This window comes from Vitreoscilla sp. C1, assembly GCF_002951955.2.
Taxonomy (GTDB): domain Bacteria; phylum Pseudomonadota; class Gammaproteobacteria; order Burkholderiales; family Neisseriaceae; genus Vitreoscilla; species Vitreoscilla stercoraria.
Genome location: NZ_CP019644.2, coordinates 1,419,130 through 1,441,005 on the forward strand (window position 1 = coordinate 1,419,130; position 21,876 = coordinate 1,441,005).

Below are 21,876 nucleotides of genomic sequence, written 5' to 3' on the forward strand. Positions count from 1 at the left end.
GGTCAAGTATGAAAGTACAATACTTTATGGACAAAGAACGTGGAATATTTCTTTTTCAAACGACTTATTTATCAGAGCAAGCGACCTTGATTAATATGATATTTACCAATGTCGATATCATGGAAAGCAAGGTGTTATGATGACTTTTCCGATTTTAAAATTTAAAGATTACCTACATCCTCGTCCTGAGCCTAAAAAAATAGATGTGTCATCTCATTTACAGCATTTTGCTTTGATTACTTACGCACTCAACCCTGAACGCTTCAAAGACATCATCCCACCTCGATTCAAACTCGACACCATTGAATACCAAGGTCAAACTATGGCGTTAATGTCGGTAGTGCCTTTTCATCATGTTGATTTTACCTCGGCAGTCTATCCTTTTGCCAAATTCAATATGGGACAGATTTATTACCGTGTCTATGTGATTGACCAACACACCCAAGAGCGTTGTGTTTGGTTTTTAGGCGCGGTTTTAGACTCTTGGACCTTAATTGTACCTCGTTACTTGTGGCAATTACCTTGGCATCCTGGCAACGTTCATTTCGAATGCAAGCAAAACACAGCAGGTTTATATGATGTTTATAACATGAATATGTCATCATCTTGGGGGTGTGCAGAGGTCAGTTTGACGCAAAATGAAGAGGATAAGTGGCAGTTTGAGGGTTTTCCTAATCAAGAAAGTTATCAGGTTTTTTTAACCCATCCTATGGCAGGGTTTTACCATAGGCGCGATGGTCAGTTGGGAACGTACAGAGTGTGGCACGACAAGCTTTGTCCTAAGCCCGCTCATTTGATTCATGTACGTTTTGAATTACTCGAACGATTGCAATTACTAAGTTTTACCGAGCAACAAAATCCTTATAGCGTCATGATTGAACCCATCAACGCCTTCACTGTTTATTTACCACCAAAAGTGATTTGAGAAGATTACTGTTTAGATTATGTGTTTTGAAAATACAGTGGTCTGTATAGCCATATATAGTTTCCAAATAGTTAATAATTGTTTAATTAAAAGACTATATTTAAAACTCTAGGTAAAGAATATAATTCAATCATACTTGAACAAACCTAGAGAAAATAAAATGAAAAATCTTTTTGTAACTGCTACTTTATTGACTTTGGTTAGCGTATCTTCTTTGGCTATGGCTGGTGTTGGCGAAAATCGCAATGCACCACAATTGAATCCACATGCACAAAGCAACCAGCAAATTGCCAAAACTGAAGTACCTATGAAAGAGGAAATTAAAACCAATCGATTGAATTCAAAAGAAATTAATCCAACTTTCACAGTCATTGGTGCCAATACATTCGGAACAGGTAGCGGCTATTCTGTTCGTGTTGACCATTAATGCTGTAAACTAGGTTCAATACCATAGCCCACTACAATCAATCGTAGTGGGCTAATTATTTATATATAAATATAATAAAATTTCATTTTAATCATCATCATTGAATCGACCATTTTGATTTTTTGGTAATTTGGCAAAAAATGTGCCTGTATATAGCTTTCCCAACCACCACTTTTACAGGCCGCATCGCTATATTGGCTTCATGTTTGCCAATCAACGTCAGATGAAGAGATGTCAAAACACTGTACTGCTGGATTTAAGATGTCACCCACATCTCATTCACACTCATCGCATCAACATTCATCACCATGATGACTAACAAACGGCTCAGTATCACTTCCAATGATGCTTTAAAATGGCAAGCCCTAGCTGAGATTGTTGATTCAACACAAAAATACCCTCTTAATTAAAAAATCATCTAATAAATACCTAATGATTAGAATTAAAAGCCTTGATATTTCATATCAAGGCTTTTTTTATCTTAAAAAATAATTCATTTGACATTTAAAATGCTTTCATAATATGCATCGTTGCGTGTGAAGATGCACCTATATATTATCCTGTATATACAAGAATAGAAGACCAAAACATGGAGAGTATCAATGAGCGAGCAAAGTTTTGTTTCAAAAGGCAATAAATCCGCATCCAACGATTGGCTAAGTATCGCCAAAATTTTGTTTTTTAGCAGCATCGGTATTTTTTTGTTTTTTGTTCCCGTTTCAATAGGTGGCAAAGAAACCATCTTATTAGACCACGCCACCGGTGTTTTGACTGGTCCACTCAAACCTGTAGCCATCGCTGCTTTATTGGCTTTGATGGCTTACGGCGCTTTGAGCCCATTCATCCAAGGCACTTTCCGCCATTCTGTCAGCAATATGATTTTCAGCATCTGTAAGCTGTTGGGTTTGATTTTAGCCGTATTGTATTTGACAAATACCGCTCCTGCTTGGGCCATGCAAAAAGACATGTTGCCATTTTTATTTGACAAATTAGCGCTCAACGTCGGTATTTTGATTCCCATTGGCGCGGTGGCTTTGACTTTTTTAATTGGCTTTGGCTTATTGGAATTACTCGGTGTGATGATGGAGCGTTTGATGCGTCCTGTATTTCGCACCCCGGGTGCCTCTTCTATTGATGCAGTAGCTTCATTTGTTGGCAGCTATTCTGTTGGCATGCTGATTACCAATCGCATGTATACCCAAGGTCGTTATTCTTTGCGTGAGGCGATGATTATTGCCACAGGCTTTTCAACGGTGTCGGCAACATTCATGATTATTGTCGCCAAAACATTGGGCATCATGGCATTTTGGAATTTTTATTTCTGGAGTGCGTTGGTGATTACCTTTACAGTCACAGCAATTACCGCTTACATTCCACCTTTGTCTTGGCTGAACAATGATTCATCCAATCCCATGCCAGAGGCACCACAAGGCCAAGCTTGGGCATTTGCCAAAGCCGCAGGCATCAAACAATATCAAAGCAATCCTTCTATCGCGAACATGATGTGGGCGAATTTTTTAGATGGTTTGCGCATGTCCGCCATTGTCGCTCCTTCTATTTTGGCCATTGGTTTCATTGGTTTGTTATTGTCCAAATACACGCCGGTATTTGAATGGGTGGGCTTGGTGTTAAAACCGTTCATGTGGCTCACAGGCATTGAAGGCTTGGCACAACATAGCGGCTCTTTTGCGTCAGGATTGGCAGAAATGTTTTTGCCTGCAATCTTATTAAAAGATGCAGAATTTGCTGTACGCTACATTGCCGCCATCACTTGCATCAGCAGCGTGTTGTTTTTCTCAGGCAGTATTCCATGCATGTTGGCGACCCAAATTCCAATCAAATTTTGGCATTTATTGGTGATTTGGTTGGTACGCACTATTTTGAGCATTTTATTGGCCAGCGTGGCTTTGCGTTTGGGCTTGATGATGGGCTGGTTGGTCGCTTGAAATCCGTTTATATGACCAATCGTCTTAATGATTGCTCCTAAACACCCTTCCAAGCGTCCTGTAAACCTTTCAGGACGCTTAAAATGAGTTTCATATACCAAAAAAGCGTCTTGTAAATGTTTACAGGACGCTTTTAAATTTTCAATCAATATGATTGAAATATTTTCTCAGATAATTAGGCTTCAGGAGCCATATCGCCTTCACTTTGGCACAGACTAAACAATGGCACACCTGCTTCACGAATCAATTGACCACCAGGTAAATCACTAAACTCCAATACAGAAACGGCTTCAACCACTTCTGCATCCAAACGGCGAATCAAGTTAATACCTGCTTGCATGGTACCGCCCGTGGCAACCAAATCGTCTACCAACAACACGCGTGCACCTGGTTTGACTGCATCGGTGTGGATTTCCACACAAGCTTCACCGTATTCTAAAGCATAGCTTTCTGAAACCGTATCAAATGGCAATTTGCCTTTTTTGCGAATCGGCACAAAACCTACGTTTAATTGATAAGCCAACGCTGCACCAATAATAAAACCACGGGCATCCAAACCCGCTACCACATCGATTTTTTCAGACATATAACGGTAAACCAACAAGTCTACCAGTAAACGAAAGTGCTTCGGATCTTGCAAAATCGGGGTGATATCATGAAACAAAATACCCTGTTTGGGCCAATGAGGGACCTTACGAATGTTTTGTGCCAACGTCTCCGCGTCAAAAACCTCGGGATGTATCAGCATAGAAAATTCCTTAAATACTCTTTTTTAATTTTCCTATTATATATCTGTCTCAGATAAATTATAATGTGCAACCGCAACAATTCACCAAAACAAACACCCTAAATTACATTGTCCTAAAGTATCAAGCACAGTAATTTGCCGCAGTTGCTGGCTTAAGGCATAATTTGATTTTGGTAAGGATAATATAATATGACTGCTCCCAAACTGGGTCAAATTTACATCATTTCTGCCGCATCAGGCACAGGCAAGACCACCATTGTCGGTCAAGTCTTGAAAACAGACCCTAGTTTGCGTCTGTCTATCTCACACACCACTCGCCCTTCTCGCAATGGCGAGGTGCATGCTCAAGACTATTATTTTGTTTCTGTTGACGAATTCAAATCACTCATTGCCAAAGGTGAGTTTTTAGAATACGCTCAAGTTTACGATAATTTTTATGGTACCAATGCCAATGTGGTGCGAAACTTGCAGGCACAAGGTTTTGATGTCATCTTAGAAATCGACATCCAAGGCGCGACGCAAATTCGTGACATTTTGCCTGACGCTATCAGTATTTTCATCGCACCGCCAACGATGGCGGAACTGGAACAACGCTTGGTTGGTCGAGGTACCGATAGCGAAGAAGTAATCGCTAAACGTCTGGGCAAAGCCCGTTTTGAAATCGACCAAGCACGGTATTTCGACTATATTGTTATCAATGATGATTTGAACCGTGCGTGTAGTGATGTATTGAGCATCATGCAATGCTTGCGTTTGACTCGTGACAAACAATTACCCTTTATCCACAATTTATTAAAATAGAAAGGCCTCTATCATGGCTCGCGTAACCGTTGAAGATTGCGTTCCTCGCATCCCTAACCACTTTTTGTTGACTTTGACTGCCTCAACCCGCGCCCGCCAATTGGCTCACGGCGCCACACCTTTGGTTGAAGAAACTGGTAAACACAAACCGACTGTGATTGCTTTGCGCGAAATTGCTGCAGGTCAAATCGGTGTTGAGCTTTTGGATCGTCAGAAATAATAAGGCTATTATGAAGAAATACGTTGGCAAAGTTCCTTTTGATGCTGTTTCACAAGAGGCAAAAGACAAATTGATGCAAGCGGTTGAATATTTAAAGCCCGATGAGGTAGCTTTAATTGAAAAAGCCTGCGACTTTGCCAACGATGCCCATGTTGGTCAAACCCGACAAAGCGGCGAAGCCTATATTACGCACCCTATTGCAGTAGCGACCGAATTGGCTTATTGGCATATGGATGCAGTCAGCATCGCTGCTGGCTTGATGCATGATGTGCTAGAAGACACTGGCACCACCAAACTGCAATTGGCTGCGGAATTTGATGACACCATCGCTGATATTGTCGATGGTTTATCAAAATTAGAAAAATTGGAATACTCTAGCAAAGAAGAACATCAAGCAGAAAGTTTCCGCAAAATGATTTTGGCGATGATTCAAGACATTCGCGTCATCATCATCAAATTATCAGACCGTTTACACAATATGCGCACTTTGGGTGCTGTTGGCCCTGAAAAACGCCGTCGTATTGCCAATGAAACCTTAGAAATTTATGCTCAACTGGCCAATCGTATTGGTTTGAATGAAGTCTATCGTGAATTACAAGATTTGGCATTCAAAAACTTACACCCTAATCGCTATAAAGTATTGACTCGTGCTCTAGAAGCCTCACGCCGTAATCGCCGCGATGTGGTTGGCAAAGTATTGACCACTTTCAGTAAAAGCTTGGTCTCTTTCAATATTGAAGCCCAAATCAAAGGTCGTGAAAAAAACCTGTTCAGCATCCATCAAAAAATGATTGATAAAAATCTACATTTTGCTGAGGTAATGGACATTTATGGCTTCCGTGTCATCGTTAACAATGTTCCTATGTGTTATGCCGCATTAGGCGCCTTACACAGTATTTACAAGCCTAAACCAGGCAAAATCAAAGATTACATCGCTATTCCCAAAAACAATGGCTATCAAAGCTTGCACACGACACTGGTCGGCCCATATGGCTTGCCGATTGAAGTACAAATTCGTACCCGTGAAATGGACGAGATTTCTGAAGGTGGCGTTGCCAGCCATTGGATGTATAAATCTGCAGGTGCATCTTTTGACACCGCATCTATGCGTACCCATCAATGGATGCAAAATATTTTGGCTTTACAAGCTGAAAGTGCCAATGCCATTGAGTTTTTAGAACACGTCAAAGTCGATTTATTTCCAGACGAAGTGTATTTGTTTACACCTAAAGGCAAAATTATTGTGTTGCCACGCGGTGCGACACCTGTTGATTTCGCTTATGCAGTTCACACTGATATTGGTAATCATTGCGTTGCTGCCAAAGTCAACAACAATATGGTACCGCTACGTACCGTCCTGAACACAGGCGATTCAATTGAAATTATTACCTCTAGCAAATCCAATCCAAATCCTGCTTGGTTGAATTTTGTGGTCAGTGGTCGCGCTCGCAGTGGTATCCGCAATTGGATTAAAACCATGAGTCGCCATGATGCAGTCATCCTAGGCGAAAGCTTACTTAACAAGGCTCTGGTTAGTTTATTACCAAAACAACTGCTGTTATCTGATAGCTTGCGTGAAACATATTTACAGCATTTGGCAAGTAAAAATACCACTTTTGAAGACATATTGTATGAAGTCGGTATGGGTCGCTTATTGCCAGTCGTCGTTGCCAAAGATTTGGCTCAATTAGCAGGCGAGCATATTACGCAAATCCAAACCATTAGCCCTGTCAAAATTTACGGCACTCAAAATGGCAATATTCATCTAGCCAAATGCTGCCGACCTATTCCAGGAGACAGCATCCGTGCACAATTGGTTGAAAATAAAGGCATTGTGGTACATCGAGAACAATGTCAAGTCATCTTAGAAGCCGATTCTGATCACCAATTGCCTGCCAATTGGGATTTACTCGAAACAGAACAACTCTATCCTGTTTTACTTTTGGTCAATGCCCGCGACAAACAAGGTTTACTGGCCGCTCTGGCCACTGCTATTGCAGGGCAAGGCGCCAATATTCAATCTGTTGAAACACCCTCTACTACGATTGATGGGGGTATTGAAGGCTTTATTGAATTCAAATTCCGCTTAGAAGTTAAAACAGCGCAGCATTTAGAGCAAGTCTCTAAAGCAATGGAACAAATTCCACAGGTTAGACGTGTCAGCCGTTGCTAAAATCTCAAAAATAGCATGCATATGGCAATCTTATTTGACAAACACACCCAAGCACATTAAAATATTCAATCTTATTTGAAACGTTTTAGTGGGTTTGGGGGTGATTTTTCAGTGGCAATGCCTCTAAGGCTGCCAAAACAGTGTGTTTGATAAGCTCAAGCCACAATCACTTTATGTAGTTTAAGTATTACTTATTTAGTAGTTTTATTTTTAAATTTAAGGAATATCCCGAATGCCAGCTATTCGTGTAAAAGAAAACGAGCCATTTGAAGTTGCGATGCGTCGCTTTAAACGCGGTGTAGAAAAAACAGGTTTATTGACTGAGTTGCGTGCGCGCGAAGCTTATGAAAAACCAACTACTGAACGCAAACGCAAAAAAGCTGCAGCGGTTAAACGCTTGCAAAAAAAATTGCGCAGCCAAACTTTGCCTCCAAAATTGTTCTAAGATACAGTTTTTAGAAAACACCGCAGCTTACTGCGGTGTTTTTTCCATTGCGCTTAATTAAGGATGAATCATGCAAGCCAAAGAACGTATTTCCCAAGACATGAAAGACGCGATGCGCGCCAAAGAAGCCAATAAATTATCAACCATCCGCATGTTGTTGGCTGCTATTAAGCAAGTAGAAGTGGATGAACGCATAGAGGTTAGTGATGACAGGGTAATGGAAATTGTCATCAAAATGATCAAACAACGCCAAGACTCTGTCAAAATTTATCGTGACAACCACCACAATGAAGCAGCAGACAAAGAACAAGCAGAAATCGATTTACTACAACAGTATTTGCCTGCTCAACTCAGCGATGTAGAAGTACAAGCAGAAATCCAAGCAGCAATTGCGGCCGTAAGTGCAACATCTATGGCTCAAATGGGTCAAGTCATGGCCATCGTAAAACCAAAATTAAATGGTGTTGCTGATATGGGGAAAGTGTCCAAATGGGTTAAAGATGCACTTAACTCATGATTCCCAGTGATTTTGTAGACGAATTATTGCAAAAAGTGGACATCGTTGACGTCATTGACGAAGCGGTGCCACTGAAAAAAGGTGGCCAAAATTATTTGGCCTGCTGTCCGTTCCACAAAGAAAAAACCGCTTCGTTTACTGTCAGCCCAAGCAAACAGTTTTACCATTGTTTCAGTTGTGGTGCCCATGGCAGCGCTATCGGTTTCATGATGGAATACCATGGCTTGTCATTTGTCGATGCCGTCGAACGCTTGGCTGAACGTGTGAGTTTACATGTACCACATGTCAACAATGGACCTGCCGTCGACCCTAGTATCAAAAAAGCCAAACAAGAAAAAAAACTTGCCTTACAAGATACCACACGCATTGCAGCCGACTATTATGCCCAGCAATTGCCCCAATACCCTAGAGCCAGTGCTTATATTGCCAAACGTGGTTTGAATGCCCAAACCATAGAACAATATCAAATTGGTTATGCACCCGATGCTTGGCAAGCTTTACAGGACGCTTTCAAACAAAATTATGTCCATCCTTTGCTTGAAGAGGCGGGTTTGGTCATTGCCAAAGAAGACAAACGTTACGACCGCTTTCGTGACCGTCTGATGTTTCCCATTCGCAATGCCATTGGTCAAGTAATTGGTTTTGGTGGTCGAGTCTTAGACAAAGGCGAGCCCAAATACCTTAACTCTCCAGAAACGCCATTGTTTGACAAAGGCAGTGAATTATACGGTTTGTTTGAAGGCAAAGCCGCCATCAAAGAGACCAGTCGCGTGCTGGTGGTAGAAGGCTATATGGATGTCGTCGCACTGGCTCAACATGGTGTAGGCTATGCCGTTGCCACATTGGGCACCGCCACCTCCGCCACTCACATCAAAACATTGATGCGCCACAGCGATAAATTGTATTTTTGTTTTGATGGTGACCAGGCAGGACACAAAGCCGCTTGGCGTGCCTTAGAAAATGCTCTGCCTTTGCTCAAAGATGACAAAGCATTGTCTTTTCTATTTTTACCTGATGGCGAAGATCCAGACAGTTATATCAGCCAACACGGCAAACAAAGCTTTGAAAGCTTACTGATAGAAAAAAGCCAGCCCTTATCAGAATATTTGTTTGCCAAACTGTGTGCGCCTTTGGATTTAAATCAACGTGAACACCAAGCTCGACTAGCACAACAAGCCAGCGGCCTAATTGAACAAGTCAAGAATGCCCCTGCTCTGAGCTTACTCATGAAGCAAAGCCTGATGCGTTTAACTGGATTAGATCGTCATGATTTAGCCAGCTTAATGGGTGAATCAACCAAGAATATTCCTATCAAAGCAAAAAGTTATCGCTTACCCAGTATGCCAGCGCAAGTGATTAGTCATTCATTGGTACAAAATCAAATCATGTGGCTCTTGATAAATCCCAATTGGGCCTCATATATCGATTTACCCGATTATTGGCCTTTACAAGATGATTATGCATGCTTAGCTGACTTGGCCGATACCATAAAATCAGCACCACAAAGTATGAATACTGTGCATATTCTAGAATCGATGCGCGGAAGCATCCATGCTGATACCATTAATCAACTGATGCGACATGCTTCACAAAATATGGATAATTTTGTTTATCGCAGTCCTGAAGACGAACAAGGTTTTCAGGACGGCATGCAAAAGCTGTACAAAGAATTGAAAGCGCAACAAATTCAAAATTTGTTAGCAAAAAGCAATACAGTAGGTTTGAGTGATGATGAAAACCGTTTGTTAGTGGCGCTTATTAGCGGCAAGCCATAATTTGGCAACCTAAACCAAACAATACGCTTAACACATTACTTAATATAGTCTTCCAAACCTTAGCTTTGAGAAAAACATGGCAAACAACAACCCTAAAAAACAAGAGATTGATCAAGACAATCAAGATGATGCGCCATTGAGTGTTGAAGAACAACGCGCACGTTTGCGTCAACTGATTATTCTTGGAAAAGAACGTGGCTACATCACGTATGCCGAAATCAATGACCACTTGCCTGAAGATGTGTCTGATTCAGATCAAATCGACAACATTGTCAGCATGATTTCAGGCTTGGGCATCCAAGTTACCGAAGAAGCACCAGATGCAGACTCTTTGTTAATGAGTGATGGTGCCACAGGTGTTACCGATGAAGATGCCGTTGCCGAAGCCGAAGCGGCGTTGTCTAGCGTTGATTCTGAATTTGGTCGCACGACCGACCCTGTGCGTATGTACATGCGTGAAATGGGTCAAGTTGATTTATTGACGCGTGAAGACGAAATCATCATCGCCAAAAAAATCGAACGTGCTTTGCGCAATATGATTGAAGCTATCAGTGCTTGTCCTTCAACCATCGAAGAGATTTTAGGCCTAGTAGAAAGAATTCGCACTGAAGAAATCCGTGTGGATGAAGTCGTTGAAGCCTTGATTGATCCAGAAGAGGAAGAAGCGGCCTTAAACGCCATTGCTGAGAGCGTGAGCAACGATACTTTGGTTGAGGAAGACGCAGATGAAGACACAGATGAAGACGAAGACGAAGACGAAGATTCTGTTGAAGATGCCGATGCGATGGCAGGCGCCAATTTAGAAGAATTGCGTCAAAACACTTTGGCTCATTTTGAGTTGGTTAAAACCAAATTTGAAACCATGATTGCTTTGTTAGCAGCCAAAGGTAGCCAAAGTGCAGAATATTTGGCCGCACGCCAAGCCATCACCGAAGACTTGTTAAAAGTACGTTTTGCCACCCGTCAAATTGAAAGCTTGTGCGAAAGCTTGCGCAAACGCGTAGATACCATTCGCCAATTGGAACGCGGTATTCGTGATATTTGCGTCAACCACGTTCGCATGCCGTTCGATTACTTCCGCGAGAATTTTGCAGGTAATTTAACAGATATTCAATGGGTAGAAAAAGAATTAAGTCGCAATAATAAAGACTGGAACCAAGCCTTAGAACGCTTCAAATTTTCTATCATTGAGAAACAAAGTAAATTATTAGATTTACAAGAAGAATCACGCTTGTCGATTGATGAACTCAAAGACATCAACAAAGAAATGGCACGTGGCGAACGTGAATCTGCTGCAGCCAAGCAAGAAATGATTCAAGCAAATTTGCGTTTGGTCATTTCAATTGCCAAAAAATACACCAACCGTGGTTTGCAATTTTTAGACTTGATTCAAGAAGGTAATATCGGCTTGATGAAAGCGGTAGATAAGTTTGAATATCGTCGTGGCTATAAATTCTCAACTTATGCGACATGGTGGATTCGCCAAGCCATTACCCGCTCGATTGCCGACCAAGCCCGTACGATTCGTATTCCGGTTCACATGATTGAAACCATCAATAAAATGAACCGCATTTCACGCCAATACTTGCAAGAAACAGGCGAAGAACCTGATTCTGCAAAATTAGCCGAATTAATGGAAATGCCTGAAGATAAGATTCGCAAAATCATGAAAATCGCCAAAGAGCCGATTTCGATGGAAACACCTATTGGCGATGACGACGATTCACACTTAGGCGATTTCATTGAAGATGCCAACAATGTTGCACCTTCTGATGCTGCTATGTATTCAGGTTTGCGCGAAGTGACCAAAGAAGTTTTGGAAAGCTTGACGCCACGAGAAGCCAAAGTATTGCGCATGCGTTTTGGTATTGACATGAATACCGATCATACTTTGGAAGAAGTCGGTAAACAGTTTGATGTCACCCGTGAGCGTATTCGCCAAATCGAAGCCAAGGCTTTGCGTAAATTACGTCACCCTACTCGCTCAGAACGCTTGAAAAGCTTCTTAGACAGCGAAGAAAACAAGCAATAATTGTTTTAAGGGCTTTTAATCCAGCGGCATGTTTGTTATAATGCCGCTTCTTTGCAAGGGCCTGTAGCTCAGCGGTTAGAGCAGGGGACTCATAATCCCTTGGTCGTGGGTTCGATTCCCACCGGGCCCACCAAAGAACCCTATAAAGAATGCACCTTTACGGTACTTTTTTATTTATGCATATACTGCAATACAAATCACGCCCTATTTGGCTGCTTTCCTCTTTGCTCGCCATGCTTTTATCTTGCCTGAAATGCTTTCTTTCACTGAAAAAAATGGCACCCATGATAGTCCTGTTTTCCATGGGCTAGGATAACCATGGAAGCACACGACAATAGCATCTTTCGGCGGGACACCTAAATGTCGTCCATTGCTACGCAAAGCTTCATAGCCAAGCATAGAAGGTTGGGCAATATCCACTTTGTAGCTAAAAATACGATTGGGCAATAAATGTTGCCATTGTTGCGGCTGCGTGATTTTGCTTAAAAAACCTTGATCACCCCAACATTCAGGTGTATCGCACTCGTCCATATGTTTTTGTGGATTGGCCATAAAACGATTCCACACAAATTCCTTAATTTCACAAGGAATATACATAATAGATGAATTACATTGATTGGTATAAGACAGACCTGACAGCATGGTGAAGTTTTTAGCTTCATTCATCAACTCTTGTAAATCACCTGTCACCACCACATCAATGTCAAAATACAATAAGTCTTGCTGACCCAAGACAGGATGATTGGGATTGAATAGTTCCAGTTTCGACCACCATCCAGGAAAATCATGTAATAAAGGCGCCGTTTTCACACCATCGATGTGTTTGGCATCGGTCAAACAAATGGACTCAAAAGGTGCAAATTGTTTGTGTATCCACTGTGCATGTTTGGGTGTGAATTTTTTACTTTGCCTTAATACGGTGACAACCAACATATATGAAACCCTTAATCGATGAATATCTATATATTCACATCATACCATTCCAAACCCCAGTTATTATTTGCCGCCATTAAAATCTTGATAGCATCAAAAAGCGTCCTGTAATGTTTACAGGACGCTTTATACCTCAAAACCATTCAGTTTTTAATGTCTGACTCAATTAAGCCTTTTTACTGGACTTGCTGCTTTTTTTACGCTCATTGCGTTTTTTGGCCTTCGCCGTTGTCGTCGCTACCGCGCCAGCGGCACCATTGCCTTTGGCTCGGCGCTGTGCTTTTGCAGATTTGGGTGGGCGTGAATTGGGCTTTTTCGTCGCGGCTACCGCAGTAGGCGTTTCGGCAGTGTCTTTACCTGTGGATTTGCGAGAACGACGGTTTTTCTTTGCTGCGCCATCACTGCGGCCATTGCGAACAACAGCTTCATGGATTTTACCACGCGCACCAGAGCGCGAACGTGGCGTCGAGCGGCTCTGACGGTTGCCATCGCCTGGGCTGCCACCGCTGATCAAACTCAAATCCACTTTGCCTGTATCCAAATTGGCACTGGCCACACGCACAACGACCGCATCGCCCATTTTAAAGCGCACACCACTGCGTTCGCCTTCGATGGCCATGATTTCAGGACGGTAATTAAAATAATCCTCACCCAAATCGCTGATGTGAACCAAACCATCAATGTGCAATTCGCTTAAAGTCACAAAAATACCAAAATTAGTCAACCCAGCGATGCGACCTTCAAACACCTCGCCCACTTTGTCTTTCATATAATACGTCTTGAGCCAATTTTCCACATCTTTGCTGGCTTCATCCGCACGGCGCTCATTAAATGATGTATGGCTTCCCAGACCTTGCCAAGATTCCTCTTGGTAAACCTCACCTAACAACACCGCTTTAATCGCACGATGGACAGTCAAATCAGGATAGCGACGAATCGGTGAGGTAAAGTGAGTATAAGCACTATAAGCCAAACCAAAATGGCCTTCATTTTTGGCCTCATACATCGCTTGCTGCATCGAACGCAACAACATCACTTGCAACACTTCTTTGTCATCACGATTTTCAAACTGTGCCGCCAATTCAGCATAATCCTTCGGTGTTGGCGCATCACCGCCACCCAATTGCAAACCTAACAATGCCAATTGCTGACGCAAAACTTCCAATTTTTCAGGCGTAGGACCTTTGTGATTGCGGTATAAAGACGGGTGTTTGTTTTGCAATAAAAAATCTGCCGCACACACATTGGCTGCCAACATACACTCTTCAATCAAACGGTGAGCATCGTTGCGCTTGATTGGTTCGATGCGGTCAATTTTGCCGTTGTCATTGAAAATCATCTGAGTTTCAACAGTGTCAAATTCCATCGCACCACGCTGCTCGCGTTTGCTTTGCAATTTTTTAAATAATTGATGTAACACATCAATTTGCGGTTTTAAAGCGTGCTCTTCGCCCGACTCTATCCAATTAGACACTTGTGTATAAGTCAAACGCGCATGCGAACGCATCACCGCAGGATAAAATTGATAGGCTTTGACATTGCCCATATTGGTGATAATCATGTCACACACCATGCACAAACGCTCAACATCAGGATTGAGCGAGCAAATGCCATTGGACAAACTTTCAGGCAGCATCGGGATCACACGGCGTGGAAAATACACACTGGTACTGCGTTCGCGCGCATCACCATCAATGCCATCACCATTTTGAACATAATGGCTCACATCGGCAATGGCCACCACCAAACGGAAATTGCGACCAACTTTCTCCGCAAACACCGCATCATCAAAATCACGTGCGGTTTCGCCATCAATCGTCACCAATGGCAATTCACGCAAATCTACACGATCTTTACGGTTTTTTGGACGCACATTTGCAGGAATTTTTGCCGCCGCTTTGAGACATTCTTTTGAAAATTGATGTGGCAAATGGTGTTTGCGCACTGCAATTTCAATTTCCATACCACTATCGGCATAGTCACCCAATACTTCAATGACTTTACCCGCAGCAGGCAGATTTTTTTCAGGGAATCGGGTCAATTGCACATTGATAACTTGACCATCTTGCGCCTGACCAATACTGTTAATATCCAAGACAATGCTTTGACTCAAGCGTTTGTCCTCAGGCACAGCGACAGCAACGCCACCTTCTTTAGACAAACGTGCCACCACCGTACTGTTTGCACGTTCAATCACATCCAATACCTGACCTTCACGACGACCACGCCGATCAATGCCTGCAGGACGCACGGTGACAATATCACCATGCATCAAACCTTTCATTTGGCGATCGTACAAAACCAAATCGGTGTCGCCTGCTTTTTTTTCCAAAGGTACGGCAAACCCAAAACCATCACTGTGTGCTTCCACACGACATTTGACCAAAGCCAATTTTTCCGCCACGCACACCAAGCCGCGGCGATTGATATAAATCTGCCCATCTCGTACCATCGCGCCCAAACGGCGACGGAAAAATTCATACTCATCTTCACGAATAGACAAGACATTTGCCAAGTCTTCCGTGCTGACTGGAACCCCTTTTTGTTCCAATAATTCAATCACCCACTCACGGCTAGGCAATGGGTCGCTGTATTTTTCTTGTTCACGTGCCAAAAACGGGTCTTGGCTGCGCAAATTATTTTTTCTTTTAGTCATTGACTTTCTCAATAGGGAAACTATAATGCGTTCTTCGCAATTCAAACACATTGTGCATCAAATTTGTGTTTTCATCTATGCCCAGGTGGCGGAATTGGTAGACGCGCATGGTTCAGGTCCATGTGCCAGCAATGGTGTGGAAGTTCGAGTCTTCTCCTGGGCACCAACGATATAGACATTGTGATATAAAAACATGACACTCAACAGAGTGTCTTTTTTTATGTCAGTTCATTTAAACCGATATCTTAAGCCACGATAAATGCTTAAGACCCACAGCTTAATCCACCATACTGGATATCAGCCAGTTTGAATACCATCTTTGCAATGGATTGCTTTGTCTTAGCCCACTCATGCCAATGTTATACTCAATCTTCACCTCATCACAAGGATTGAGCATGCGCCATTTATTTGACCTTCCATTGCATTATCCCATCATTCAAGCACCGATGGCAGGCGGTGCCAGCTCACCACAATTGGTCGCGGCAGCATGTGAAGCAGGCGCATTGGGCAGTTTGGCTTGTGGCATCTTGTCACCTGAGCAAATGGTGCAACAAGCGCAACACATACGCACATTGACCCAACACGCATTTGCCATGAATTTGTTCATCTTACCCGAACCCACGCCACCCAGTGCGCCATCCTTACAGGCCGCTAAACTATGGTTAGAACCAGCATTCAACCAATTGGGTTTAGATTTTCCGACAGTACCAACATGGTCACAATCTTTTCACGCCCAATTTGAAACCTTATTGCAATTACAGCCTGCCATTGCCAGTTTTGCGTTTGGTATTTTAACGTCAGCGCAAGCCCAAGCCTTGCAACAAAAAAACATTCGCATCATCGGCACCGCCAATTCTCCCGCACATTTGCAAGCATGGCTGGATGTGGGCGCTGATGCGGTGGTTTTACAAGGCATAGAAGCTGGCGGTCACCGTGGCGGACCCACTGAGTTGGCCATCGAAGACGAATATCACAATTTGGATTTGTTACAAGCATGCCGCGCTATCACAGATAAACCACTCATCAGTGCAGGTGGTATCTCTCAAGCGCAACAAGTGCAAGATTATTTGGCACACGGCGCAGATGCTGTTCAAATCGGCACTGCTTTTTTATGTGCTACCGAAAGCGGCGCATCCAGTGTCATGAAACAAGCCTTATGGGACAAACGCCACCAAAAAACGCGTTTAACCCGTTTGTTCTCAGGCAAAAACGCACGAGGCATTGAAAATACATGGATGCAAACTTTGGCGGCATATGAACAAGACGCCTTGCCCTACCCTTATCAAAATGCCTTAACCTCACCCATGCGTGCTTGGGCAGACAGACACCAACAAGCCGAATATTTGTCGTTGTGGGCAGGCACAGGTGTGGCACACATGCGCCAACAAAGTGTGGCGGAAATTTTACAGTATTTGTATTCTGATATGGACATAGACTGTGCATGACCATAAAACCATCAAGCGTCCTGTAAAGATTTACAGGACGCTTGATTGGTAAAACACAACTCATTCATTCAAAGCATCAACGCTCAAACCAATGTGTAATCGACGCCTTTGCCAAACAATGGGCATTGATCATAAAGCCTGCCATCGCTGTACTGGCATCTGCGGGCAAATCAATGTGATCGGTATCCAAAGCATATACGGTGTGAATATAACGGTGACGTTCACCTTCAGGCGGCATGCACCCCATATAACCAATACCGCCGCCATCGTGGCGCATTTGGCGCACACCGTCAGGCAAGGCACTGCCATCACTCGTTCCTGCACCGCGAGGTACCGATGTCACATCTACGGGCAACACCAACGCCATCCAATGCCACCAACCTGAGCCGCCCGTCGGTGCATCAGGATCATGCACAGCAATGGCATAACCTTTCGTACCCTCAGGTGCACCGCTCCAACTTAGCTGTGGTGAAGCACAATCGGGATGGTCGGCTTGAAAATGTGCACCCATCAATTGCTCTGCTGTAAAATCGCTGCTGCTCACGCTAAAATCGGTCATATTATTTTTCACTCCTATGTGTTTTTTAACAGAATAAAAAGCGCATGCGTTGTAAAAAAATCATAAAAACATTCCCACATCGCTTAAATTACCAACATGAATATAGCATAGCTCCAACAAAACAAGCCGTTATTGTTGTCAAATAAATCTCTCCTAAAAACTTCATCAAAGCCATAAATTTTTATGACTTGCCAAATGCCAAGCCTATCCCTTATATTGTGCTCCATTACTTCTACACACACTATATAGTGTGTCTGAATCCCCATTTCCCACTATATCCAGCTTACCTACAAATCGCTTTTGTCAAGCGATTTTACCCATTTATGAGGACGTATTCATGAACGCAGCCGCTGCCGCCCAACTGAAAGTGACCAAACGCGATGGTCGCTTAGAAGCGATAGATTTGGATAAAATACACCGTGTCATCGACTGGGCAGCCGAAGGTCTGAACAATGTTTCTGTATCACAAGTGGAATTGAAATCCCACATTCAGTTTTACAACGGTATTCGTACCGAAGACATCCACGAGACCATCATTAAATCTGCCGCCGATTTGATTTCTACCGAAACCCCTGATTACCAATATTTGGCAGCACGTTTGGCCATCTTCCATTTGCGTAAAATTGCTTTCGGTCAGTTTGAACCACCACACTTGTTTGAGCATGTGGAAAAATTGACACAGTCTGGCAAATACGATGCCCACATTTTGGCCGATTACTCACGCGCAGAATTCGATGAGTTGAATGCAGCCATTGTGCACGACCGTGACATGACTTTTTCTTACGGTGCGGTGAAACAATTAGAAGGCAAATATTTGGTACAAAACCGTGTGACGCGCCAAATTTACGAGTCACCACAGTTTTTGTACATGTTGGTAGCGATGTGTTTGTTTGCCAAATACCCACAAAACACGCGTTTGGACTATGTAAAACGTTTTTACGATGCGGTGTCTGAATTCAAAATCTCTTTGCCAACACCGATTATGGCAGGCGTGCGCACGCCTTCACGCCAATTCTCATCTTGCGTGTTGATTGAATGTGACGACAGTTTAGACAGCATCAACGCCACCTCTAGCGCGATTGTCAAATACGTGTCACAACGCGCAGGCATCGGTATCAACGCAGGTCGCATTCGTGCTTTAGGCTCTGAAATTCGTGGTGGTGAAGCGCAACACACAGGTTGTATTCCATTTTACAAATTGTTCCAAACCGCAGTGAAATGTTGTTCTCAAGGCGGTGTGCGTGGCGGTGCAGCGACTTTGTTCTACCCATTGTGGCATTTGGAAGTGGAAAGCTTGCTCGTGTTGAAAAACAACCGCGGTGTTGAAGAAAACCGTGTGCGCCACATGGATTACGGCGTACAAATCAACCGCGCTTTGTACCAACGCTTGATTAAAAACCAAGACATCACCTTGTTCTCGCCATCTGATGTGCCTGGTTTGTACGATGCTTTCTTTGCCAATCAAGACGAATTTGAACGCTTGTACGAGCAATACGAACAAGACGACAGCATTCGCAAGCGCAAAGTTTCAGCCATGGATTTGTTCTCAATGTTGATGCAAGAGCGCGCTGGTACAGGCCGCATCTACGTACAAAACGTCGACCATTGCAACACCCACAGCCCGTTCAATCCTGCGGTAGCCCCTGTACGCCAATCGAATTTGTGCTTGGAAATTGCCTTACCAACCAAACCATTGAACAACATCAACGACCCTGAAGGCGAAATCGCTTTGTGTACTTTGTCGGCGTTCAACTTGGGTAAAATCGAATCTTTGGACGACATCGAAGAATGGGCAGATTTGGCTGTGCGCGCTTTGGATGCTTTGCTCGACTACCAAGACTATCCAATTGAAGCAGCTCGCCAAGCAACCATGAACCGCCGCACATTGGGCATAGGCGTGATCAACTATGCATATTACTTGGCAAAAAATGGCGTGCGTTATTCTGATGGTTCGGCCCTTGGCTTGACCCACCGCACATTTGAAGCGATTCAATTTTACTTATTAAAAGCTTCGGTGAAATTGGCGCAAGAATACGGTGCGTGTCCGAAATTTGGCGAAACCACTTACTCTCAAGGTTTGTTGCCAATTGACACTTACAAAAAAGATTTGGATGCCTTCTGCACCGAACCTTTGCATTTGGATTGGGAAGGCTTGCGTGCAGACATCGTCAAACACGGTTTGCGCAATTCAACCTTGACCGCTTTGATGCCATCTGAAACCTCTAGCCAAATTTCCAATGCCACCAACGGTATTGAGCCACCGCGCGGTTTGGTGACGGTCAAAGCATCAAAAGACGGTATTTTGAAACAAGTGGTGCCTGAATACGAACGCTTGCAAAGCGAATACGAATTGTTGTGGCAAATGCCAAACAACGACGGTTATTTGAAACTCGTTGGTGTGATGCAAAAATTTGTCGACCAAGCCATTTCATCAAATACCAATTACGACCCTTCTCGTTTTGAAGGTGGCAAAGTGCCGATGAAACAATTGATCAAAGATTTGTTGTCGGCTTACAAATATGGCTTGAAAACCTTGTACTACCATAACACCCGTGACGGTGCTGACGATTTGCAACAAGATTTACAAGACGATGGTTGTGCAGGCGGCGCTTGTAAAATCTAATCATTGACCATTTGAGCTTACAGGACGCCTTTTCAGGCGTCTTGTTCTCCCTAAAGCGACAACACAGAAATACCGATTATGAATTACTCTACTTTTAGCAAAACCGCTAACAACCAAATGCTTGAACCCATGTTTTTCGGTCAATCCGTTAACATTGCCCGTTACGACCAACAAAAATACGAAATTTTTGAAAAATTAATCGAAAAACAATTGTCGTTTTTTTGGCGTCCTGAAGAAGTAGATGTGTCGCAAGACCGTTTAGACTATCAAAACTTGCCTGAACACGAACAACACATATTCATCAGCAATTTGAAATACCAAACCTTGCTCGATTCGATTCAAGGTCGCAGCCCGAATGTGGCATTGTTGCCGATTGTGTCGATTCCTGAACTGGAAACGTGGATTGAAACATGGTCGTTCTCAGAAACGATTCACTCTCGCTCTTATACGCACATCATCCGCAACATCATTCACGACCCTGCAACCGTATTTGATGACATCGTCACCAATGAACACATCATTCGCCGTGCCGAAGAAATCGCTGTTTATTACGATGATTTGATTGCTGCAACGCAGTATTACCACATGTTTGGTGAAGGCACGCACGATATCCAAGGCAAAACCATCACCGTGTCTTTGCGTGAACTCAAACGCAAATTGTATTTGTGCTTGATGTGTGTGAATGCTTTGGAGGCGATTCGTTTTTATGTGTCATTTGCGTGTTCGTTTGCGTTTGCAGAACGTGAATTGATGGAAGGCAATGCCAAAATCATCAAATTGATTGCCCGTGACGAGGCTTTGCATTTGACTGGCACACAACACATGGTGAATTTGCTGCGCTCAGGCGTGGACGATGCCGAAATGGAACAAATCGCCATCGAATGCGAGCAAGAATGTTTTGAATTGTTCAAGCGTGCGGCGATTCAAGAAAAAGAATGGGCGGAATACCTGTTCAAAGATGGCTCAATGATAGGCCTGAACAAAGACATTTTGTGCCAATACATCGAATACATCACCAATTTGCGCATGAATGCAGTCGGTTTACAGCCTGCGTTTGAAGGCAAAACTCAAAATCCAATTCCTTGGATCAATGCGTGGCTTTCTAGCGACAACGTGCAAGTGGCGCCGCAAGAAGTGGAAGTAAGCTCGTATTTGGTGGGTCAAATTGATTCGGAATTGTCGGCGGACGATTTGGGAGATTTTGAACTGTAATGGTCATGGTCACGACTCGCGACAAGTCTTTTGCCTTGCGCGAAAACGAAACCTTGCTCGAAGCACTCGAGCGCACAGGACACGATGTGGAATACCAATGTCGTGAGGGTTATTGCGGGTCGTGCCGCACCAAAATCATCCAAGGCAACGTCACTTATCACGAGTTTCCGCTTGCCTTTGTGGGTCGAGACGAATGTTTGCCGTGTTGCTGCGTGGTGGTGGACGACATCACCATAGAAGCAAGCGTACGCCAAGAAGAGATGTTTGGGGAAGAGGAAGGATTGTTGTCGGATTTGTTTGATTAAATTACAGGAATTTTTTCAATGACTTACATAATATACATATACGAATCAATAATTACATATCTTTCTACATTCAATTCGTCCACTTTTAGTGCTATAGCGGCGATATTTGCTGCGATAGCTGCTATTGTTATGTG

Annotated in this window: 18 protein-coding genes and 2 tRNA genes; 16 read left to right on the top strand and 4 right to left on the bottom strand. The window is 43.3% G+C overall.

All coding sequences use genetic code 11. The features are described from left to right. The first annotated feature begins 136 nt into the window (after positions 1-136). The 3 genes from ADP71_RS06970 to ADP71_RS06980 all read left to right on the top strand — a co-directional run bounded on the left by ADP71_RS06970 (position 137) and on the right by ADP71_RS06980 (position 3,298). Complete coding sequence (locus ADP71_RS06970; protein ID WP_216603977.1) at positions 137-925, top strand: DUF2071 domain-containing protein; 789 nt, start codon at positions 137-139, stop codon at positions 923-925. Positions 926-1,085: 160 nt separating this feature from the next. After that, positions 1,086-1,352: a hypothetical protein gene (locus ADP71_RS06975; protein WP_019957693.1), complete on the top strand. Its 267-nt coding sequence runs from the start codon at positions 1,086-1,088 to the stop codon at positions 1,350-1,352. Positions 1,353-1,954: 602 nt separating this feature from the next. After that, entirely contained in the window at positions 1,955-3,298 is a 1,344-nt protein-coding gene (locus tag ADP71_RS06980) for a YjiH family protein (RefSeq protein WP_019957692.1), read from the top strand. Positions 3,299-3,473: 175 nt separating this feature from the next. Here ADP71_RS06980 and ADP71_RS06985 read toward each other — a convergent pair whose 3' ends face one another. Further along, positions 3,474-4,046: an adenine phosphoribosyltransferase gene (locus ADP71_RS06985; RefSeq protein ID WP_019957691.1), complete on the bottom strand. Its 573-nt coding sequence runs from the start codon at positions 4,044-4,046 to the stop codon at positions 3,474-3,476. A gap of 189 nt (positions 4,047-4,235) precedes the next feature. On the opposite strand from ADP71_RS06985, the gene gmk reads away from it, so the two are divergent. The 8 genes from gmk to ADP71_RS07025 all read left to right on the top strand — a co-directional run bounded on the left by gmk (position 4,236) and on the right by ADP71_RS07025 (position 12,142). After that, positions 4,236-4,847, top strand: coding sequence for a guanylate kinase (gene gmk / locus ADP71_RS06990; protein WP_019957690.1), 612 nt, complete (start codon positions 4,236-4,238; stop codon positions 4,845-4,847). Between the two features lie 13 nt (positions 4,848-4,860). Continuing rightward, positions 4,861-5,067 carry a DNA-directed RNA polymerase subunit omega gene (rpoZ, locus tag ADP71_RS06995; RefSeq protein WP_019957689.1) on the top strand — a complete coding sequence of 69 codons (207 nt, stop codon included), beginning with the start codon at positions 4,861-4,863 and terminating at the stop codon, positions 5,065-5,067. Between the two features lie 10 nt (positions 5,068-5,077). After that, on the top strand, positions 5,078-7,240 hold the full coding sequence (locus ADP71_RS07000) for a RelA/SpoT family protein (RefSeq protein WP_019957688.1): 2,163 nt from the start codon (positions 5,078-5,080) through the stop codon (positions 7,238-7,240). Positions 7,241-7,472: 232 nt separating this feature from the next. Further along, positions 7,473-7,685 carry a 30S ribosomal protein S21 gene (gene rpsU, locus ADP71_RS07005; RefSeq protein WP_019957687.1) on the top strand — a complete coding sequence of 71 codons (213 nt, stop codon included), beginning with the start codon at positions 7,473-7,475 and terminating at the stop codon, positions 7,683-7,685. 70 nt (positions 7,686-7,755) lie between these two features. Then, positions 7,756-8,202, top strand: coding sequence for a GatB/YqeY domain-containing protein (locus tag ADP71_RS07010; RefSeq protein ID WP_019957686.1), 447 nt, complete (start codon positions 7,756-7,758; stop codon positions 8,200-8,202). Continuing rightward, positions 8,199-9,977: a DNA primase gene (gene dnaG / locus ADP71_RS07015; RefSeq protein WP_019957685.1), complete on the top strand. Its 1,779-nt coding sequence runs from the start codon at positions 8,199-8,201 to the stop codon at positions 9,975-9,977. Before ADP71_RS07010 ends, dnaG begins: the two co-directional genes overlap by 4 nt. A gap of 76 nt (positions 9,978-10,053) precedes the next feature. After that, positions 10,054-12,009 (top strand): RNA polymerase sigma factor RpoD, encoded by a 1,956-nt coding sequence (gene rpoD, locus ADP71_RS07020; RefSeq protein WP_171461034.1) that lies wholly within the window; start codon positions 10,054-10,056, stop codon positions 12,007-12,009. Between the two features lie 57 nt (positions 12,010-12,066). After that, positions 12,067-12,142, top strand: a tRNA-Ile gene (locus ADP71_RS07025). Positions 12,143-12,213: 71 nt separating this feature from the next. Here the strand turns inward: ADP71_RS07025 and ADP71_RS07030 are convergent. Next, entirely contained in the window at positions 12,214-12,942 is a 729-nt protein-coding gene (locus ADP71_RS07030) for a hypothetical protein (protein WP_171461035.1), read from the bottom strand. A 166-nt stretch (positions 12,943-13,108) separates the two neighbouring features. Beyond that, a complete protein-coding gene (gene rnr, locus ADP71_RS07035; protein WP_019957682.1) occupies positions 13,109-15,598 on the bottom strand; it encodes a ribonuclease R in 2,490 nt (829 codons plus the stop codon). Between the two features lie 79 nt (positions 15,599-15,677). Here rnr and ADP71_RS07040 point away from each other — a divergent pair. Continuing rightward, a tRNA-Leu gene (locus ADP71_RS07040) sits at positions 15,678-15,764 on the top strand. A 229-nt stretch (positions 15,765-15,993) separates the two neighbouring features. Next, positions 15,994-17,043: an NAD(P)H-dependent flavin oxidoreductase gene (locus ADP71_RS07045; RefSeq protein ID WP_019957681.1), complete on the top strand. Its 1,050-nt coding sequence runs from the start codon at positions 15,994-15,996 to the stop codon at positions 17,041-17,043. Between the two features lie 76 nt (positions 17,044-17,119). Here the strand turns inward: ADP71_RS07045 and ADP71_RS07050 are convergent, their stop codons facing one another. Then, entirely contained in the window at positions 17,120-17,602 is a 483-nt protein-coding gene (locus ADP71_RS07050) for a YbhB/YbcL family Raf kinase inhibitor-like protein (protein ID WP_019957680.1), read from the bottom strand. 337 nt (positions 17,603-17,939) lie between these two features. On the opposite strand from ADP71_RS07050, the gene nrdA reads away from it, so the two are divergent. The 3 genes from nrdA to yfaE all read left to right on the top strand — a co-directional run bounded on the left by nrdA (position 17,940) and on the right by yfaE (position 21,742). Further along, complete coding sequence (nrdA, locus tag ADP71_RS07055) at positions 17,940-20,225, top strand: class 1a ribonucleoside-diphosphate reductase subunit alpha (RefSeq protein ID WP_171461036.1); 2,286 nt, start codon at positions 17,940-17,942, stop codon at positions 20,223-20,225. Between the two features lie 78 nt (positions 20,226-20,303). Next, positions 20,304-21,437: a class Ia ribonucleoside-diphosphate reductase subunit beta gene (nrdB, locus tag ADP71_RS07060; protein WP_104931874.1), complete on the top strand. Its 1,134-nt coding sequence runs from the start codon at positions 20,304-20,306 to the stop codon at positions 21,435-21,437. Next, positions 21,437-21,742, top strand: coding sequence for a class I ribonucleotide reductase maintenance protein YfaE (yfaE, locus tag ADP71_RS07065; protein WP_104931875.1), 306 nt, complete (start codon positions 21,437-21,439; stop codon positions 21,740-21,742). Before nrdB ends, yfaE begins: the two co-directional genes overlap by 1 nt. Positions 21,743-21,876 lie beyond the last annotated feature (134 nt).

Excerpts from the sequence above, each read along its gene's own strand:
- rpoZ (WP_019957689.1), top strand. The coding sequence starts at position 4,861 with ATGGCTCGCGTAACCGTTGAAGATTGCGTTCCTCGCATCCCTAACCAC.
- ADP71_RS07000 (WP_019957688.1), top strand. The coding sequence starts at position 5,078 with ATGAAGAAATACGTTGGCAAAGTTCCTTTTGATGCTGTTTCACAAGAG.
- dnaG (WP_019957685.1), top strand. The coding sequence starts at position 8,199 with ATGATTCCCAGTGATTTTGTAGACGAATTATTGCAAAAAGTGGACATC.
- ADP71_RS06980 (WP_019957692.1), top strand. The coding sequence starts at position 1,955 with ATGAGCGAGCAAAGTTTTGTTTCAAAAGGCAATAAATCCGCATCCAAC.
- ADP71_RS07010 (WP_019957686.1), top strand. The coding sequence starts at position 7,756 with ATGCAAGCCAAAGAACGTATTTCCCAAGACATGAAAGACGCGATGCGC.
- nrdA (WP_171461036.1), top strand. The coding sequence starts at position 17,940 with ATGAACGCAGCCGCTGCCGCCCAACTGAAAGTGACCAAACGCGATGGT.
- rnr (WP_019957682.1), bottom strand. The coding sequence starts at position 15,598 with ATGACTAAAAGAAAAAATAATTTGCGCAGCCAAGACCCGTTTTTGGCA.
- nrdB (WP_104931874.1), top strand. The coding sequence starts at position 20,304 with ATGAATTACTCTACTTTTAGCAAAACCGCTAACAACCAAATGCTTGAA.
- ADP71_RS07050 (WP_019957680.1), bottom strand. The coding sequence starts at position 17,602 with ATGACCGATTTTAGCGTGAGCAGCAGCGATTTTACAGCAGAGCAATTG.
- ADP71_RS06985 (WP_019957691.1), bottom strand. The coding sequence starts at position 4,046 with ATGCTGATACATCCCGAGGTTTTTGACGCGGAGACGTTGGCACAAAAC.
- ADP71_RS07045 (WP_019957681.1), top strand. The coding sequence starts at position 15,994 with ATGCGCCATTTATTTGACCTTCCATTGCATTATCCCATCATTCAAGCA.
- ADP71_RS07030 (WP_171461035.1), bottom strand. The coding sequence starts at position 12,942 with ATGTTGGTTGTCACCGTATTAAGGCAAAGTAAAAAATTCACACCCAAA.
- rpoD (WP_171461034.1), top strand. The coding sequence starts at position 10,054 with ATGGCAAACAACAACCCTAAAAAACAAGAGATTGATCAAGACAATCAA.
- gmk (WP_019957690.1), top strand. The coding sequence starts at position 4,236 with ATGACTGCTCCCAAACTGGGTCAAATTTACATCATTTCTGCCGCATCA.
- rpsU (WP_019957687.1), top strand. The coding sequence starts at position 7,473 with ATGCCAGCTATTCGTGTAAAAGAAAACGAGCCATTTGAAGTTGCGATG.
- yfaE (WP_104931875.1), top strand. The coding sequence starts at position 21,437 with ATGGTCATGGTCACGACTCGCGACAAGTCTTTTGCCTTGCGCGAAAAC.
- ADP71_RS06970 (WP_216603977.1), top strand. The coding sequence starts at position 137 with ATGATGACTTTTCCGATTTTAAAATTTAAAGATTACCTACATCCTCGT.
- ADP71_RS06975 (WP_019957693.1), top strand. The coding sequence starts at position 1,086 with ATGAAAAATCTTTTTGTAACTGCTACTTTATTGACTTTGGTTAGCGTA.